The 17,457-nt window shown below is 65.4% G+C and carries 15 protein-coding genes and 3 tRNA genes; 8 read left to right on the forward strand and 10 right to left on the reverse strand.

What is annotated here, in order from left to right; genetic code table 11:
• Window positions 1-80: 80 nt before the first annotated feature.
• A complete protein-coding gene (locus EF834_RS07045; protein WP_408014482.1) occupies window positions 81-734 on the reverse strand; it encodes a TetR/AcrR family transcriptional regulator in 654 nt (217 codons plus the stop codon).
• A 159-nt stretch (window positions 735-893) separates the two neighbouring features.
• On the opposite strand from EF834_RS07045, the gene EF834_RS07050 reads away from it, so the two are divergent.
• Window positions 894-2,273, forward strand: coding sequence for a dipeptidase (locus tag EF834_RS07050; protein ID WP_268960969.1), 1,380 nt, complete (start codon window positions 894-896; stop codon window positions 2,271-2,273).
• A gap of 10 nt (window positions 2,274-2,283) precedes the next feature.
• Here EF834_RS07050 and bcp read toward each other — a convergent pair whose 3' ends face one another.
• On the reverse strand, window positions 2,284-2,754 hold the full coding sequence (gene bcp / locus EF834_RS07055) for a thioredoxin-dependent thiol peroxidase (protein WP_127946485.1): 471 nt from the start codon (window positions 2,752-2,754) through the stop codon (window positions 2,284-2,286).
• Window positions 2,755-2,915: 161 nt separating this feature from the next.
• Here bcp and EF834_RS07060 point away from each other — a divergent pair, with 161 nt between their 5' ends.
• Both EF834_RS07060 and EF834_RS07065 read left to right on the forward strand, forming a co-directional pair.
• Window positions 2,916-3,137, forward strand: coding sequence for a DUF3618 domain-containing protein (locus EF834_RS07060; protein ID WP_127946486.1), 222 nt, complete (start codon window positions 2,916-2,918; stop codon window positions 3,135-3,137).
• 727 nt (window positions 3,138-3,864) lie between these two features.
• Window positions 3,865-4,701 (forward strand): hypothetical protein, encoded by an 837-nt coding sequence (locus EF834_RS07065; RefSeq protein WP_127946487.1) that lies wholly within the window; start codon window positions 3,865-3,867, stop codon window positions 4,699-4,701.
• 336 nt (window positions 4,702-5,037) lie between these two features.
• On the opposite strand, the gene EF834_RS07070 is transcribed toward EF834_RS07065, so the two are convergent.
• Both EF834_RS07070 and EF834_RS07075 read right to left on the reverse strand, forming a co-directional pair.
• Window positions 5,038-5,110, reverse strand: a tRNA-Lys gene (locus tag EF834_RS07070).
• 26 nt (window positions 5,111-5,136) lie between these two features.
• Window positions 5,137-5,209 (reverse strand) — tRNA-Lys (locus EF834_RS07075).
• A gap of 259 nt (window positions 5,210-5,468) precedes the next feature.
• Here EF834_RS07075 and EF834_RS07080 point away from each other — a divergent pair.
• Both EF834_RS07080 and EF834_RS07085 read left to right on the forward strand, forming a co-directional pair.
• Complete coding sequence (locus tag EF834_RS07080) at window positions 5,469-6,710, forward strand: L,D-transpeptidase (RefSeq protein WP_408014476.1); 1,242 nt, start codon at window positions 5,469-5,471, stop codon at window positions 6,708-6,710.
• Between the two features lie 52 nt (window positions 6,711-6,762).
• Window positions 6,763-6,990, forward strand: coding sequence for a hypothetical protein (locus EF834_RS07085; protein ID WP_127946488.1), 228 nt, complete (start codon window positions 6,763-6,765; stop codon window positions 6,988-6,990).
• Between the two features lie 116 nt (window positions 6,991-7,106).
• Here EF834_RS07085 and EF834_RS07090 read toward each other — a convergent pair.
• From EF834_RS07090 to EF834_RS07110, 5 genes are all read right to left on the reverse strand, one after another.
• Window positions 7,107-7,179: transfer RNA gene (locus EF834_RS07090), tRNA-His, on the reverse strand.
• A gap of 83 nt (window positions 7,180-7,262) precedes the next feature.
• Window positions 7,263-7,862 (reverse strand): oligoribonuclease, encoded by a 600-nt coding sequence (gene orn / locus EF834_RS07095; protein ID WP_127946489.1) that lies wholly within the window; start codon window positions 7,860-7,862, stop codon window positions 7,263-7,265.
• A 225-nt stretch (window positions 7,863-8,087) separates the two neighbouring features.
• Entirely contained in the window at window positions 8,088-8,891 is an 804-nt protein-coding gene (cmrA, locus tag EF834_RS07100; RefSeq protein WP_127946490.1) for a mycolate reductase, read from the reverse strand.
• 44 nt (window positions 8,892-8,935) lie between these two features.
• On the reverse strand, window positions 8,936-10,966 hold the full coding sequence (locus tag EF834_RS07105; RefSeq protein ID WP_127946491.1) for an NADPH-dependent 2,4-dienoyl-CoA reductase: 2,031 nt from the start codon (window positions 10,964-10,966) through the stop codon (window positions 8,936-8,938).
• A gap of 44 nt (window positions 10,967-11,010) precedes the next feature.
• Entirely contained in the window at window positions 11,011-11,550 is a 540-nt protein-coding gene (locus tag EF834_RS07110; RefSeq protein WP_127946492.1) for a PadR family transcriptional regulator, read from the reverse strand.
• 105 nt (window positions 11,551-11,655) lie between these two features.
• Here EF834_RS07110 and EF834_RS07115 point away from each other — a divergent pair, with 105 nt between their 5' ends.
• Window positions 11,656-13,002, forward strand: coding sequence for an MFS transporter (locus tag EF834_RS07115; protein WP_127946493.1), 1,347 nt, complete (start codon window positions 11,656-11,658; stop codon window positions 13,000-13,002).
• 8 nt (window positions 13,003-13,010) lie between these two features.
• On the opposite strand, the gene EF834_RS07120 is transcribed toward EF834_RS07115, so the two are convergent.
• Complete coding sequence (locus EF834_RS07120) at window positions 13,011-13,856, reverse strand: alpha/beta fold hydrolase (protein WP_127946494.1); 846 nt, start codon at window positions 13,854-13,856, stop codon at window positions 13,011-13,013.
• A gap of 164 nt (window positions 13,857-14,020) precedes the next feature.
• Here EF834_RS07120 and EF834_RS07125 point away from each other — a divergent pair, with 164 nt between their 5' ends.
• Window positions 14,021-15,505, forward strand: coding sequence for a DUF4185 domain-containing protein (locus EF834_RS07125; RefSeq protein WP_235871031.1), 1,485 nt, complete (start codon window positions 14,021-14,023; stop codon window positions 15,503-15,505).
• Window positions 15,506-15,912: 407 nt separating this feature from the next.
• Complete coding sequence (locus EF834_RS07130; protein WP_235871032.1) at window positions 15,913-17,373, forward strand: DUF4185 domain-containing protein; 1,461 nt, start codon at window positions 15,913-15,915, stop codon at window positions 17,371-17,373.
• Window positions 17,374-17,457 lie beyond the last annotated feature (84 nt).

Genomic DNA, 17,457 nt, shown 5'->3' on the forward strand with positions numbered 1-17,457 from the left:
ACGCGAGGCCGGTCGATGGACACAATCCTTCGACCGGCCTCGCCGCATGTCCGAATCGTGTGACGGCGACGGGCTCCGTGCTAGCTGGAGCGAGATTCCTTCTCCGCGACCAGCAGATACGCGGCCATGAGTCGTTTGAGTTCGGCAACCGCGTCGGCGTGGCTCTGGCCGTCCTGTACCGAGAAGTTGAGCATCGAGTACACAACGTGGACGAGCACTTCGGCCATCATCGTGCGGCGCTCACGCGCCGTGTGCGGGGTAAGGGGCGCGAGCATGCGGGCGACCTGCTCGGCGAACTCCTTCTCGTGGATCACGCCGGTGGCGCGTGTCGACGGAGTCGACTGCATCGCCAGCCACACCTCGCGGCGGGACGGGTCCGACGTCCACAGGCCGGCCATGTGGTCGACGAACTTGTTGAGGAAACGTAGCCAGTCGATCGAGGGCACCTCGCCCTTGAACGCTTCGAGTTCCTGCTGTACGCCGACCAGATCCTGTCGGTTCAGCTCGCAGACGATGACGTACTTGTTGGCGAAGAACTGGTACAGGGTGCCGATCGGGACATCGGCGCGTGCGGCCACCTCTTCGCACGTGAACGACTCGAAGCCGACGTCGACCAGCAGGTCACGGGATGCAGTCAGAAGGGCGTCGAACTTGCGGCGGCTCCGTTCCTGCGTCGGACGTCGCCGGGGCATCAGCTCCTGGGGGTCGCTCTCGACCTCCAGCGCGGGGTCCACCCTGCGGCGTGGACGGCGGCTGGCTGTGGGCTCCACGAGAACAGGTTATCGGTCTCGTGGGCCGGATTCGACGAGGCCCGCGTTCGTGTGTCCCGCGGTATCGCTCACATCTGCACCGCCGCCGACTCGTAGGCTCGGACGAGACCAGTCGTGGCGATTGTGGAGGTGGCCGTGGTGGAACAGTCGGATCGGATTCGCTCCCGGATCGAGCAGCTCATGCCGACCGCGCGGGACGAGCTTGCGACGCTGGTCGCCTTCCGGTCCATCGCCGATCCCCGACAGTCCCCACCCGAGCAGTGCACGGGAGCCGCGAACTGGGTTGCCGACGCGTTCCGGGCCGTCGGCATCGCCGATGTCGATCTGGTCGAGACATCCGACGGATCGACGGCCGTTGTCGGGCATCAGCCCGGCCCCGACGGTGCGCCGACCGTGCTGCTCTACAGCCACTACGACGTGCAACCCGCGGGCGACGAGGCATTGTGGGATTCGCCGCCGTTCGAGTTGACCGAGCGGGACGGACGCTGGTACGGGCGTGGCGCCGCCGACTGCAAGGGCAATCTCGTGATGCACCTGCTGGCATTGCGTGCTCTCACGGCGGCAGACGAGCCGTTGCCGGTCGGTGTGCGGATCGTGTCGGAGGGTTCCGAGGAGATGGGGACCGGCGGACTCGAGCAGTTGGTCCGCGAACGCCCCGAACTGTTCGCGGCCGACGTGGTGGTGATCGCGGACACCGGCAACGTCGCGGTGGGCGCACCGACGCTCACGACCAGTTTGCGGGGCATCGTGAACGTCGTGGTCAACGTGGAAACCTTAGCGGGCGAGCTACATTCGGGCATGTATGGGGGTTCGGCGCCGGATGCACTCGCGGCGCTCGTGCAGATGCTCTCGACGCTACGGGATCACGGCGGCAATACCGTCGTCGGCGGCCTCGACACCGCCCAGGTCTGGGACGGGGCCGAGTACCCGGAGGAGCAATTCCGTAGGGATGCCGGGGTGCTCGACGGTGTCCGGCTCACTGGATCGGGTTCTGTCGCCGACGCGGTGTGGGCTCGCCCGGCATTGACGATCCTCGGCATCGATGCGCCGCCGGTCGTGGGTTCCGCTGCCGCGATCCAGCCGCGGGCGTCGGCCCGACTCAACCTGCGGGTCCCGCCGGGGATGGATCCGGTGCGGGCGCAGGACGCGCTGGTGACACACCTCGAGAAGGCGGCGCCGTGGGGCGCTCACGTGACGGTCGAGCGGGAGGCCTTCGGTGAGCCGTTCCAGGCCCGGACGTCGGGAATCGGGTACGCCGCGCTGACGGTGGCGTTGACGGCTGCGTTCGGTACCGATGTCGTGGTTGCGGGCCAGGGCGGAACCATCCCGTTGTGCAACGTGCTGGCCGAGCAGTTTCCCGACGCCGAGATCGTGCTCATGGGGGTCGAGGAGCCACGGGCGCTGATCCACGCCCCGAACGAGAGCGTCGACCCGTCGGAGATCGAGAATCTGGCCGTGGCCGAGGCCCTGTTTCTACAGGAGCTCGGTGATCGAGTCGGGTGATCGAACAGGGTCAGACCGACAGATCGCGGCGCAACTTCGCGACGTGCCCGGTGGCACGCACGTTGTACTGCGCTACCTCGATCTTGCCGTCCTCGCCGACGAGGAAGGTCGACCGGATCACGCCCTGGACGACTTTGCCGTACATCTTCTTCTCGCCGAATGCGCCCCACGCGGTGAGCGTTGCCTTCTCCGGATCCGACAGCAGAGGAAAGTTCAGGCCCTCGCTGTCGCGGAACTTTTCAAGCTTGGCGGGCTTGTCAGGGGAGATGCCGACGACGTCGAGACCGGCCTCGTTCAGTTCGGAGAGGCTGTCGCGGAAGTCGCACGCCTGCTTGGTACACCCGGGCGTGCTCGCGGCGGGGTAGAAGTACACGATCACTTTGCGGCCCCGGTAGTCGGCGAGCGACACGTCGTTGCCGTCGGCGTCGGGCAACGTGAAGGCGGGGGCGAGGTCTCCGGGTGCAAGCCTGTTGTCGGTCACAGCGAATGAGGCTACCCAAGACGTCCGACGGCTCGTACACCATCTTGATGGACACAATCCGCCGCGCTCGCCCCACTGTTTTACGGTTGTGACGGCCGGTGCCGGTAGCGTGACCGGCACAGCAGCATCACAGCGCACCGATTTCGACAGTTGGAGGACACGTGCCCAGGGACACCGAGGCCATCGAGCGGGACATCGAGAACGCCCGCAATCAGCTCGCGGAAACACTCGACGTGCTCGCTGTCCGGACCAACCCCAAGCGGCTGGTCGAGACGACCAAGCACAACCTGCTCGCGAAGCTGAACGAGCCTGCAGTCAAAGCGGCTCTCATCGGTGCCGGTACCGTCGTCGGACTCCTGGTGCTACGCAAGATCTTCCGCTGAACGGCCGTTCGGAGCGTGGCGGGATGCCGACGTACGTTGCCATCCCGCCGCACCGGCCGGCATCCGTCGTTCGAGGAGCGTGAAGAGACCGCGCTCAAAGCGCACCGCGGTAGGTGCGCGAGACACCAGTGAGCCTCTGCGGCAACAATTCCCGAAGGGGAAGATCCCGTCTTCCCGAAGAGGTCGCCGTCGTCGCCAACACCCTCAATAGGGGACCCCGCAAGACACTCGGATGTAGGACATTCGCCGAAGATCTCGGTAAGCAGCCTCGGTCGATGCAACACCCCGGTGTTGCATCGACCGGTTGAATCCGCCCAGTTCAGAGGTCGTGGGATCGTGTCTTCGTCAACAAACGGTTGACTGCTCGGGCGTCGTTCCGGGTGTTTCGGCGCGTCGCATACGCCACTGATGCGTGATTCGTCCGCCTCTGGGGACCTGCAGCAAACCCCGGTAGCAGAAGATCGCCATGAGGCCGGAACCGTCAACCGCACACCGCCCGGTCCGGGCCATGTGTCATTTGTCCAGCTAACCGTCCTCGACGCGCTTCCTCCAACTGGTTGCTGACGATACGGGCGGGTAACCAAATCGCCGACTGGCAAATCATTAGCAACAACGCGACCGTTTGTTTCGCAAAACCGATACATCGCCGTGATGAAGTCGTTATGGTGTTCGCGATCCGCGCGGATCATCTCTCCATCCATCAGCAAAATCTGAAGAGGAGTGACGCATGAGAAGTTCCTTGTTCAGGCACTGTGCCGCCCCCATCACAGGCGCAGCGCTCATGGCTGGGACATTCCTGATCGCCGCACCGGCGTCCGCAGCAGACGACCCGGTCACCACGGTGACGAACTACAAAGCGGCGTGCCAGGCGAACAGCATCCTGGACGTGACGAAGATCCAGGACACGTCGGTGAGTGTCACCGCCCCGACCCAGGTCGAACCCGGCGAGACCTTCACCTTCCGTATCCAGCCGGGTCCGTCCTCGTACCCGAACACCAATTCCGGTGCGACGACGCGAAACGTCTCCCGACTCAAGTTCGACTTCATGATCCCGGAGAACTCGACCTTCGTCGAGGCCGCCGTGGTCGGTTCGGGCATCAACCTCGATAACGTGCCTCCGAGCGTCATCCGCGTCGACGAGACCGGAAACCCGTCCGACACCGGCCAGATCCTGCGTCTGTCCGGCAACAACGAGGTGATCGGGAACGGGCCGGCGGACAGCGTCGGCACCAGGTCCGAGGGCGGCATCCGCGCGCCGAAACTGCAGCTGAACCTCGACGGTACGCCGAACGACAACGGTGACAGCTGGTTCCAGTTGCCTGCCGTCGACGTCACGGTCACCGCCGGGGACGCCGGAACATCGATCGAGCCCAAGCTCCGCACGGAAGGCAACGCAGGCAACTTCAATGCCTACGAGAACTTCAACACCTTCCTCCCGAAGGCGTCGTTCTTCGGAACCCAATGGGCCAACACTCGCTGCGTTCCCCGCGATTCGGAGACCGACCCGCTCAACGCCGGCGCCGGTCCGCTGGCGACGGTGAATGTCGTTGCTCCGCCCGCGTAGAGGGTAGGGAGGTCATGCAGACGCTCGGCTGGGGTATCCCAGCCGAGCGTCTTGCGTGGACGGCGCCCAGTTGCTGTGTGATGTGTTCGAGGTCTTTTCCGTTCGAAGCGCTTGCTGAACTTCACGTTTGAGACGTCGCGGTCCGGAAGGAACAGCACCTGGTGGTCGCTTCTTGGCTCGGCCTCCGAAGACGACACGCTCGCGAAGGCGACACGCTCCGAAGGCGACACGCTCCGAAGGCGACACGGTCCGAAGACGACACGGTCGCCGCAACCTCTCACATCGAGAGTGTTGCGACGACCGTTTGAATCCGCCTCGCGTGCGAGGCCTTCTCGGTGCGCCCACAGGGACTCGAACCCCGAACCCAGTGATTAAGAGTCACTTGCTCTACCAATTGAGCTATAGGCGCTCGTTGCGCCGGCGAGCCAGCCAGCGTGCGCCGCCAGGGACTCGAACCCCGAACCCAGTGATTAAGAGTCACTTGCTCTGCCAGTTGAGCTAGCGGCGCATTACCTCGCGAGGTGACCCCGCTCAGTGCGAGGAGAACACTAACGGACCGCCTCGAGCTAACGCAAATCAGTCACGCGACCACCCTCGAGCCGCAGGTGACGATTGGTATTCGACCGTTCCTTCTGTTTTCGGCACGTGGAACGTGGGTGCTCGTCGACACTGGCATCATGCGGTCGTCGGGATGGTCAGCGATCAGCGGGTGGGGCTTGCCCTAGAGGTATGGCTCTTTGGTTTGCGCATTGCGGGGTGGGGGGCAGATGGGGATCAGGGGCACTGGGCGTTGGCGTGGGGGCGGCGCAACGGGAAAGCGACTGGACGTCCTCGTCGCGGTCGGCGCGGCGGCACTGGGCATGGTGATGCTCGTCACCGCATGCACGATCCCGACGGGCGCGGTAGGTGCCTCCACCGCCGACTCCGAGTCCGTTAATGCCAATCCGCTCGTCGCGCTGATCAAGCCCAAGTTCACGACATCGGTCACCGATGGTGCGGTGGGTGTGTCACCGGTGGATCCGGTCCTCGTCCACGTCGCGGACGGCAGGCTGGCGAACGTGACCCTTCGCAACCTCGAGGGGCGAATTGTGGCGGGCAAGGTCGCCCCGGATGCAGTGACGTGGAAGAACACGGAGCCACTCGGATACAACCACACGTACACGCTGCATGCCGACGCCTACGGTCTCGGTGGCGCGACATCGACGACCATGTCGTTCACGACCAGTGCGCCGGGGAACCTCACCATGCCGTATGTGATGCCCGGCGACGGCAGCGTCGTCGGTATCGGACAGCCTGTCGCGGTCCGGTTCGATGAGAACATCCCCGACCGCAACGCTGCCGAGTCCGCTATCGACATCACCACCACCCCGCCCGTCGAAGGAGCCTTCTATTGGCTGAACAACCGTGAGGTGCGTTGGCGTCCGCAGAACTACTGGGCACCGGGAACCGCGGTGACCGTCGACGTCCGGGTGTCCGGAAGCGATCTCGGTAACGGTCTGTTCGGCCAGGAGGACGTGCACTCGTCGTTCACGATCGGCGCCCCTGTCGTCATCACCGTCGACGACCACACCAAACAGGTCACAGTCAACGAGTCGGGGCGCGACGTGAAGACGATGGCGACGTCGATGGGCAAGGACAGCACGCCGACCGACAACGGTATCTACATCATCGGCGACCGCTTCAGCCACCTCGTCATGGATTCGTCCACATACGGCGTGCCGGTGAACTCGCCCGACGGTTACCGCACACCGGTCGACTGGGCCACGCGAATGTCCTACAGCGGCATCTTCTTCCACTCCGCGCCGTGGTCGGTGGCGGAGCAGGGGTACACCAACGTCAGCCATGGGTGCCTAAACCTGAGCCCGTCGAACGCGAAGTGGATCTACGACAACACCAAGCGCGGCGACATCGTAATCGTCGAGAACACGGTCGGTGCGACGTTGTCCGGCACCGACGGGCTCGGCGACTGGGACATCCCGTGGGAGACCTGGAGCGCAGGGAATGCGTAGATGCCGACTATTCTGGGTATGACCGAATCATCCGAAGAAACGGGAGCTGAGCGTGGAAACGGTGGGAGTCGGAGATCTGGTTCAGGCAGCGGGGCACGCGGGCCCGTGGACCGTCCTCGAGGTCAGACACGGTATGGCGTTGCTCGAGCACGCGGACGGACGTCGGCTCTCGCGCCGAACGACGACGTTGACCGTGGTCCGGAAGGCTGAACCCGGGGCTCGCCCTGCCCCCGTCGCGGGCGACACCAGTACCGGGGACGTGCCCACGTTGTTCGACTAGACGTCCCGCGGGTCTGTCTCGTCCGTTGGTGTGGGGTTACGCGGCCCCAGGAGCCTAGTGCCGGGAACGAGGGCAACGAGAACGCCCCCCAGCATCGCCGGAGGGCGTTCTTTCGGGGTGAGTGACGGGACTCGAACCCGCGACATCCAGGATCACAACCTGGTGCTCTACCAACTGAACTACACTCACCATCGCATCGCTGCCGGTCGGGACCGGCGGCTTCAGCGAGACAAATATTAGCCTGACGATCGCCGAAAGGGCCAATCGCCAGGTCAGGCGTGTCCCAATTCCTTCGCGACGGCCGCGATCTCGACGCTGGAAGGTCCCGGATCGGGAACGAATGCGGTCCGTCGGTAGTACCGCAGTTCGCGGATCGACTCCCTGATGTCGACGAGAGCGCGGTGCGCGAGGCCTTTCTCCGGCTGACCGAAGTAGATGCGCGGGTACCAGCGTCGGCAGAGTTCCTTGATCGAGCTGACGTCGATCATGCGGTAGTGCAGGTGCGCATCCAGTTCGGGCATGTCCCGGGCGATGAACCCACGGTCGGTTGCGATCGAGTTGCCTGCGAGCGGCACGGTGCCGGCGACGGGTACGTGGTCGCGGATGTAGTCCAGCACCATGCGCTCTGCCTCGGCCACGGTCACGGTCGACGCGCGTACCTCATCGGTGAGCCCTGAGCGCATGTGCATCTCGGCCACGACGTCGGGCATTGCCGCCAGTGCGTCGTCGTCGGCGTGGATCACGATATCCACTCCGTCGCCGAGGATGTTCAGGTCGCTGTCGGTCACCAGTGCGGCAATCTCGATGAGCTTGTCCGAACCGAGCCGAAGGCCCGTCATTTCACAATCGATCCATACCAGTTTGTCCTGCACGACAGACACAGTAGTCAGGACTGATCGGGGAAATGTCAGCAGTGCACAACTTCGCAACGAACGCGACAAATCCGGCTGTGCGCGTGCGAATTCCGCCCGCGGTCGTGGACCGGCACCGTCTGCTCGCGAAGCGACCGGGACGAGCACCGAACGACCGCTGAGATCAGCGGGTTTCGGCGCCCGGTCCCGGTCCTCGCTGTACATCTGGACCCGGGGTGGTCCGGGTCAGCCGCCCAGCTTCTTGTAGAACGTCCCGACGATGGGTGCGAGGACGGCACGAGGGCTGTACTGCCCGGCAACCGACATGCCCTTGCTGAGGATGCCGGGGACGATCCGCATCTTGTTCTCGGCCAGGGCGTCGAGCGAGACCTTCGCCACGTGCTCGCTCGAGATCCACAGGAAGTCGGGAACGAGCTTGTCGACGATGGACGCGTCGGCCGGGTCCGGGGTCTCGGTGCGGACTGGCCCCGGGGCGAGCAACGTGACATTGACGCCGCTGTCCTTCAGTTCGCCGCGCAGCGACTCGGAGAAGGTGTTCACGAACGCCTTGGTTGCTGCGTAGGTCGCATTGTTCGGGATGGGCATGTTGCCCGCGGCGGAGCCGACCATGAGGATCGCGCCGGACTTGCGGGCCACCATCCTGGGCAGGACAGCCAACGTCAGATCGTGCACGGCGACAGCATTGAGCTCGACCTGGTCGCGCTCGTAGCTCGGATCCAGCTCGGTGAGCGGACCGAACGTCGCGATGCCCGCGTTGTTGCACAGGATCGAGATCTCCCGCTCCGCCAGTTCGGCGACGAGCGGGCCGCGGGCATCGCGGTCGGATAGGTCCGCGGCGCGGACCTCGACCTCCACGCCGTGCTTCTCACGTAGCTCTGCAGCGAGTTTTTCCATCACCTCACCGCGGCGAGCTACGAGGATCAGCGAGTGTCCGCGCGCGGCCAGTTCGGCGGCAAGCGCCTCGCCTATACCGGAGGAAGCGCCGGTCACGACCGCGCGGGCGTCAGGGTTGGGATTCGGCAGACTCACGACTGTGAAGCGTAGCGGGTCATGGGAAACGTGGTGGTCATGCGTCAGATCCCCGCTGCCAGCCGGGTGCCCTGCTCGATGGCGCGCTTGGCGTCGAGCTCGGCCGCAACGTCGGCGCCACCGATGATGTGCGTCGTCACGCCCGCCGTGGTGAGGTCGTCCACGAGGTCGCGCACCGATTCCTGACCGGCGCAGATCACAACGTTGTCCACGGCGATGGTGCGGGGACGCTCGCGCTTCTCGCCGAACGTGATGTGCAGGCCGGCGTCGTCGATGCGTTCGTAGTTGACTCCGGAAAGTTCTTGGACGCCTTTGGCCTTCAGCGCGGCACGATGCACCCAGCCCGTGGTCTTCGCGAGTCCCGCTCCGATCCGACCGGGCTTGCGCTGCAGCAGGTAGACCTCGCGCGGTGACGGTGACGGCTGCGGAGTGGTGAGGGCACCAGCGGCCGCTTCCGGGTCCGTCACACCCCATTCGCGCTTCCATTCGGCGAGGTCGAGCGTGGGGGAGTGCTCGTGGGTGAGGAACTCGCTGACGTCGACGCCGATGCCGCCCGCGCCGATCACCGCGACCGTATCTCCGACCGTCGCACCGTCCCGGACGACGTCGGCGTAGGAGAGCACCTTCGGGTGGTCGATGCCGGGGATGTCCGGCACACGCGGGGTGACACCGGTGGCGATCACCACCTCGTCGTAGTCGGCTGCGATCAGCTCGGCGGCCTCGACCCGGGTCCCGAGTCGCACGTCGACCCCGGTGAGTTCGAGCTGGCGCCGGAAGTACCGGATCGTCTCGGCGAACTCTTCCTTGCCCGGGATCTTCTGCGCGATCCCGAATTGGCCGCCGATCTCGTCCCGAGCCTCGAACAACGTGATGGCGTGACCCCGCTGTGCCAGGCCCAGCGCCGCCGAGAGTCCGGCGGGACCGGCACCGACCACGGCCACCTTCTTCTTCCGGCGTGTGGGCAGCAACTTCAGTTCGGTCTCACGGCCCGCACGCGGGTTGAGCAGGCACGAGACGTGCTTGTTGCCGAAGGCGTGGTCGAGGCAGGCCTGATTGCAGGCGATGCACGTGTTGATCTCGTCGGGCGCGCCCGCCTCAGCCTTCTTGACCCACATCGGGTCGGCCAACATCGGCCGGGCCATCGAGATCAGCTGCACCTGATCGCGGGTGAGAATCTCCTCGGCCCCCTCGGGCATGTTGATCCGGTTCGACGCCGCGACCGGAATCGACACATGCTTCGCGAGCTTCTCGGTGACGTCGACGAACGCTGCCCGCGGCACCGACGTCACGATCGTCGGTACCCGAGACTCGTGCCAACCGATGTCGGTGTTGATGATCGTCGCCCCGGCCTCCTCGACTTCCTGTGCGAGCGCGACGATCTCGTCCCAGGTCTGCCCGCCCTCGACGAGATCGGCCATCGACAGGCGGAACATGATGACGAACTCCGGCCCGACCGCGGCGCGGGTGCGGCGGACGATCTCGACGGCCATCCGCCGACGCTTCTCCGCCGTGCCGCCCCACTCGTCGGTGCGCTTGTTGGTCCGCTCGCACAGGAACTGGTTGATGAAATAGCCTTCGCCGCCCATGATCTCGACGCCGTCGTATCCGGCCGACTGGGCGAGGCGCGCACACCGTACGTAATTGCGGATCTGCCACTTCACGCCGCGACTGGTGAGTCGCCGGGGGCGGAACGGGTTGATCGGCGCCTTGATCGACGATGCGCTCACACTCAACGGTTGGTAGCTGTAGCGGCCGGCGTGCAAGATCTGCAGCGCGATCTTGCCGCCCTCGTCGTGGACGGCCTTGGTGATGGCGCGGTGCCGCCGAGCCTCGAGCCGGTTGGTCAGCTTGGCGCCGAACGGCAACAGCCACCCGGTGCGGTTGGGGGCGTATCCGCCGGTCACGATCAGCCCGACGCCGCCGCGCGCCCGTTCGGCGAAGTACTCGGCCAGGCGCCCGGTGTCCTTCGCGCGGTCCTCGAGGCCGGTGTGCATCGAACCCATGATCACGCGGTTCTTCAGCGTCGTGAAGCCGAGATCGAGCGGCGCGAGTATGTGTGGGAAGGAGGAGGTCATGCCTGGCCTTTCGGTCGGGTAGGAGGTTTACCGTGGGAACGTCGTCAGTGCTGTTTGCCGAGGGTGGCCAGCACTTCGTTGCACCAGTCGACGAATCCTCCCTCGACGAGGATGCCGCCACGAAGGACGAGGTACTGGTGCAGGGTCCGGCCGGTACGGTGCCGGGGCTCGGGGAAGTCATGCCGTTCGATGCGGCGGTACAGGTCGAGGCGCGCGGCATGTTCGTCGCGGTGCCGACGCACCTCGGCGAGCAGTGAGGCCACGTCCCCGTTCGCGACGCCGCGGATCTTCACGGCGAGTTCGTTGCGCAGCGGCCCGGGTTGGGTGGGCTCAGCGATCCAGCGGGCCAGTTCGGCCCGTCCCGCGCTCGAGACGCGGTACACCTTCTTGTCCGGGCGACCGTCCTGTGCGATCGATTCGCCCGTGACCCAGCCCGCATCGTCCATCCGCTTGAGTACGCGGTAGATCTGCTGGTGGGTGGCGCTCCAGAAGAAGCCGATCGACCTGTCGAACCGGCGCGCGAGTTCGTACCCTGAGCCCGACTGTTCGCTGAGGGACACGAGGATCGCGTGTTCGAGTGCCACGACTCATATCTTGTATGCAACAGGGTGAGTATGCAACCCGGTGCTTAATGAAGTCGGTGTGTTGTGGCCGCAGGTCGACGGCGCGCGCGATTAGGCTCGGGAGCCATGAGCGCCGGCGTGGCGGGGGAGGCGGGCATCGGTCAGGCGGCGACACGACGCCAGATCGTGGCATGGGGCCTGTGGGACTGGGGTGGGGCGGCGTTCAACGCCGTCATCCTCACGTTCGTGTTCTCCGTTTACCTCACCGACGCGGTCGGGGACGACCTGCCCGGTTCGGTGTCGGCGAGCACGTGGCTGGGATGGTCTCTCGGCATCGCCGGGTTCTTCATCGCGGTACTCGCGCCGGTGAGCGGACAGCGTTTCGATGCGACGGGTCGGCGCAAACGCTCGCTCGCCGTCCTGACGTTCCTGACGGTCGCCGCGATGGCGGGCATGTTCTTCGTCGTCGACGACTACCACTACCTCTGGCTCGGCCTGGTCCTGTTGGGCTTCGCGTCGGTGATCTTCGAACTTGCCCAAGTGCCGTACAACGCCATGCTGCGCCAGGTCTCGACGCCGGAGACGGTCGGCCGGGTGTCGGGGTTCGGCTGGGCGATGGGCTATTTCGGTGGCATCGTGCTGCTGCTCGTGTGCTACTTCGGGTTCATCTCCGGAGACGGCGACACCCGTGGCTTCCTCGGGTTGACCACCGAGGGCGGTCTCAACGTCCGGATGGTCGCCCTACTCGCGGCCGTGTGGCTCGCGGTGTTCGCAATTCCTGTGCTGCTGATGGTGCCCGAAGTGCCACGCACCTCGGCCGATCCGGGTGCGGACACAGGGGGCTTCCTCGAGTCCTACCGGGTGTTGTGGCGGGACCTGCGTGAGTTGTGGGCCGTCGATCGCCGCATTGTGCGGTTCCTCATCGCGAGTGCCTTGTTCCGCGACGGGTTGGCCGGTGTCTTCACCTTCGGAGCGGTGCTCGCCGTCAACGTGTACGGGCTCGCGTCCGACAGCGTCCTGCTCTTCGGTGTCGCGGCGAACGTCGTCGCCGCGCTGGGGGCAATGGTCGGCGGACGCGTCGACGACCGGACTGGTCCGAAGCCCGTGATTGTCGGGTCGCTGGTCGCGATGATCGTCGTCGGCATCGTGCTGCTGGCGATCTCCGGTCCAGCGTTGTTCTGGATCTTCGGGCTGCTGCTGTCGCTGTTCGTCGGGCCGGTGCAGTCCTCGGCCCGCAGTTTCCTCACCCGAATCACCCCGCCCGGGCGTGAAGGCCAAATGTTCGGTCTCTACGCCACCACGGGCCGTGCGGTGTCCTTTCTTGCTCCGACGCTGTTCGGCTTCTTCGCGTGGTGGCTCGGCGCCGACCGGGCGGGGATCGTGGGGCTGCTCGTGGTCCTGGGTGTCGGGCTCGCGGCACTGCTGTCGGTACAGGCGCCGACGCGCAGTGCGGCCGGCTCCCTCCCGAGCTGACCGATGCGTCAGGCGACCGTTGCGTGCGCGAGGATCGCGTCGGTCAGTGCGTCCGGGTTCTCCTCTGGAATCCAGTGGCTAGCACCGTCGAGGACGACGAAACGGTATGGTGCATCGACGAACTCGCCGCACCGCTTGGCAGCGGCCGGGCCGAGTGCCGGATCCGAAGTGCTCCACACGTACGTCGTCGGCACCCGTACGGGCGGCAGGTTCTCGGACTCCTGGACCATGGCGCGGTACCAATGCAACGCAGCTGTCAGCGCCCCGGGCTCGGACAGGAGTCGCACGTGCTCGTCGACAAGCTCGGGGTCGACCCCTTTGCCGAACATCGCTCGCAGTCGCCGCGAGTCGTCCTCCAGCAAGACAGCTTCTGCCTTGCCCTCCTGTCGGAGCAGGCCGATGTAGCTGGAGCGGCGCTGTTGGTCTTCGTCCTCGCGTAGGGCCCATCCGAACGCCGCCGGATGCGGGACCGACACAGCGGTCAGGCTGCGGAGTCGGTCCGGATGACGTCCGGCGACCTCCCAGGCGACGGCTGCGCCCCAGTCGTGGCCCACCAGGTGCGCCGTGTCCAGGTCGTAGGCGTCGAGTAGTCCGATGACATCTTCGACGAGGCGATCAGCTCGGTAGTCCTCGATGGCCGGCGGCCGCGCGCCGGGCGAATAGCCGCGCTGATTCGGGGCGATGACCCGCATCCGGGCGTCGACCAGCCGCGGCGTGACCAGCCGCCACGCCGCCGAACTCTCGGGAAACCCGTGCAGGAGTACGACCGGGGTTCCGTCGGCCGGTCCTGAAGTCGCGACGTCGAAGGTCAGTTCGCCCAGGTGAACTCGGTCGATCCGTGCATCCGTAGTCATGCGGTCACCGTAGCGGAATCAACCCGGTGAGAACAGGAAGAGATCTTTGGCGCGACTAGCGGAGACATCTTTGACGTTCCATGGTTTGCTCATTGGTCGGCGTACACCTCGGGGAGGAACACGTGCACTCGCCTCCTCCACGAGTGATGGGAAGGGCACAGTTTGTGAGGGCAGTGGATTGTAGTTGGACCGCCGTGCTGTCGGCCGCCGTAGTCACCGTGGGCCTGTCGGTGGCGACGGTGACTCCGGTGGGAGCGGAAGAGAGGCTGGTCGGCGGACCGTGCGGGCAGAGCGACGAGGGCAACGACGAGGGGAACGGCGCGGGTGACACAGCCAGCCCCGGTCGCTCAGGTGGTTTCGGTAGCTTGGCCGGTGTCGGTAGCTTGGCCGGTTTCGGTAGCGCGGGTAGTTCGGGTGGTTCCGGTAGCGGGGGTAGTTCGGGTGGTTCCGGTAGCGGGGGTAGCTCGGGTGGTTCCGGTAGCGGGGGTAGCTCGGGTGGTTCCGGCAGCGCCGGCGGTTCCGGCAGCACGGGAAGCTTGATCGGCGGCATCGGCAGTGCGGCGGGTTTGCTCGCGAATTCGCTTCCCTGGATTCGGGATTCGCCCGACGGCGTGTTGCCGGAGCTGAGAGGTAGCACCGAGGCGATCGAGATGGTCACCGGTCCGGGTAGTCCGAACGGGAGCATCGAGAAGTACGGTGTCGCGGGCACCGACCTCGGAATCATGTGGGACAACGGCCAAGGGCAGGTGCTGATGGCCTTCGGGGACACCGTTGGCGATTGCGACGTACCTGGCACCCAGTGGCGCAGCAACGTCCTGTTCCGCAGCAACGACACCACGTTGAGCGATGGCATGCGAATCGACAGCTCGCCGCTCGCAGAGGCGCCCCCGAACTATTCCAAGCAGGTAATAGACGGCTTGCTCGAGGCTCAGCCGGGCAGCTACCCCGAGTACACCGTCATCCCGACGTCTGGCGTGGCGGTGGACGGAGTCCAGTACGTTCGTTTCATGTCTGTGCGTTCGTGGGACGAACCCGGCGAATGGACGACCAACTACTCCGCGATCGCTCGTTCATACGACAACGGCGAGACGTGGGACGTAGTGCGGTCGACGGTCCGGCTCACCCTCGACTCAGCGATTTCGACGGGCAATGTGGATTGGCAGATGAGTGCGTTCGTGCCAGACCGCGGAGACGGGTTCGTCTACGAATTCGGTACCGCCTCAGGGCGTTCCGGGCCTGCGCGGCTGGCCCGTGTGCCGGCAACCTCAGCGGACTTGGAAGACCCGAACAAGTACGAGTACTGGACGGAAACTGGCTGGTCACCAGACATGGAGGACGCGGAACCGGTGATCAAGGCCCCGGTCAGCGAGCTGTCGGTGCAGTGGAACGACTACCTCGGCAAGTACATAGCGATGTACACGGACGGGAGCGACCTCGAGATCCGTCAGGCCACGAATCCGTGGGGCCCGTGGAGCAGTAGTCAGACGCTCATCAGTGCGGCCACGCTGCCGTCGCTGTATGGCGGGTTCATGCACCCATGGGCGACGGGTTCGGACCTGTACTTCGTACTGACGACGTGGGATCGGTACAACGTGATCTATGCGCGGACCGATCTGAGCGTGCTCGACAAGACGTGGCCGACTGGCTAGTTCGACCGTCCCGACCCAGCGTAGACCGGTGAGCGGGAGCTCCTGCGTTTCGACAAGCCCAAAGAGTAATGGTTCGCACCTGCCCGTTGACCCGTGGCCCGCCCCCGACCGGGGGCCACAGGTCGGGGAGAGTCCTCTGTTCCGTGCCCCTGTAGGAGTCGAACCCGCGACGTTGTCGGCATTGCGGGCGCAGGCGGTGAGCTCGACCGCATATAGCGAGGATCCTGATTACGACCGAGCTGGAGCGTCCTCCCGACAAGCAGGAAGAGAACGCGGCTCGACGGGAATCGCACTCTTAGCTTCACCGACATCGTCGGTCTTCCATGGTTTGCTCATTGATCGGCGCACACCTCGGGGAAGTTCCGTGCGAGTCGCCTCCCCCTCGAGCGATGGGAAGGACGCAGTCCGTGAGAGCAGTGAATCGTAGCTGGACCGCGGCACTGTCGGCTGCTGCGGTCACCGTGGGCTTGTCGGTGGCGATGGCGACTTCGGTCGAAGCGGATGGGCACGGGGGACCGTGTGGGCAGAGCGCTGGCGGTGGCTCGGGCAGCCCTGGCAGCTTGGGCAGCTTGGGCAGCACTGCCAACTCCGGCAGCACGGGAAGCCTGATCGGGAGCCTGGGCTCGGGCAGCTTGGGCAGCGCGACGGGTTCGCTCGCGAATTCGCTTCCGTGGATCATTGGTTCGCCCGACGGCGCGCTGCCGGTGCTGACCGGCCGCACCAAGGCGATCGAGATGGTGACCGGTCCGGGTAGTCCGAACAAGAGCATCGAGAAATACGGTGTCTCGGGTACCGACCTCGGCATCATGTGGGACAACGGCCAAGGGCAGGTGCTGATGGCCTTCGGGGACACCTTCGGCGACTGCGACGACCCCCCCACCCAGTGGCGCAGCAACGTCTTGTTCCGGAGCAGCGATGAGACACTGCGCGATGGCATGCGGATCGACAGTTCTCCGCTCGCACCTCCTCCACCCGAGAACTACTCCAAGCAGATCATCGACGGGCTGCTTGATCTTCCGCTAGGCAGCTTCGAGTTCACCGTCCTCCCGACGGCCGGCGTGGCGGTTTACGAAGAAGACCGGGACCGCTGGGTTCAGTACGTTCGTTTCATGTCGGTGCGCGAGTGGGGTGCCCCTGGCGAGTGGACGACTAACTACTCCGCGGTCGCCCGCTCGGACGACAACGGCGAAACGTGGGATGTGGTGGTGCCAACTGTCCGGGTCAATCTCGACCCGATGGATCCGGCGTTCCCAGACGGGATCGTCCCGCCGGCGTTTTCGTCGAACAACGGGAATTGGCAGATGAGTGCGTTCGTGCCAGGCGGCGACGGGTACGTCTACGAATTCGGAACTACCTCAGGGCGGAACGGGGCCGCGCGGTTGGCCCGCGTGCCGGCGAACCCGGCAGACCTGGAAGACCTGAACGAATACCAGTATTGGACCGGAACCGTCTGGTCGCCGAACATCGCGGACGCGGAACCGGTGATCGAGGAACCGGTCAGCGAGCTGTCTGTGCAGTGGAACGACTACCTCGGCAAGTACATAGCGATGTACACGGACGTGGGTGGTCTGAAGATCCGTTTGGCCGACCATCCAGAGGGCCCGTGGAGCGGTACCCAGACGCTCATCAGTCCGGACACGTTGCCGTCGCTGTACGGCGGATTCATGCACCCGTGGGCTACTGGGCAGTACCTGTATTTCGTACTGACGACATGGGATCGCTACAACGTGATCTACATGCGGACCGACCTGAGCAAGCTCGACAAGATGTCGCCCGCCGACCAGGTCGACCGTCCCGACCCCGCAAAGACCGGCGAGCAGAAGCTCCTCCGTTTCGACATTCCCGAGGACTTGCCGGAAGAGAAATGATCCGCACGACCGGGTGAGCTGTGGCCCGTCCCTGTACGGGGACGGGCCACAGTCGTCGAAGAGCCTCCTTGCTCGGTGTCCCCG

The organism is Rhodococcus spongiicola, assembly GCF_004011835.1.
GTDB lineage: Bacteria > Actinomycetota > Actinomycetes > Mycobacteriales > Mycobacteriaceae > Prescottella > Prescottella spongiicola.

Coding starts and splice junctions, on each gene's coding strand:
- EF834_RS07065 (WP_127946487.1), top strand. CDS start 3,865: ATGAGAAGTTCCTTGTTCAGGCACTGTGCCGCCCCCATCACAGGCGCA.
- EF834_RS07080 (WP_408014476.1), top strand. CDS start 5,469: ATGGGGATCAGGGGCACTGGGCGTTGGCGTGGGGGCGGCGCAACGGGA.
- EF834_RS07105 (WP_127946491.1), bottom strand. CDS start 10,966: ATGACCTCCTCCTTCCCACACATACTCGCGCCGCTCGATCTCGGCTTC.
- EF834_RS07115 (WP_127946493.1), top strand. CDS start 11,656: ATGAGCGCCGGCGTGGCGGGGGAGGCGGGCATCGGTCAGGCGGCGACA.
- EF834_RS07120 (WP_127946494.1), bottom strand. CDS start 13,856: ATGACTACGGATGCACGGATCGACCGAGTTCACCTGGGCGAACTGACC.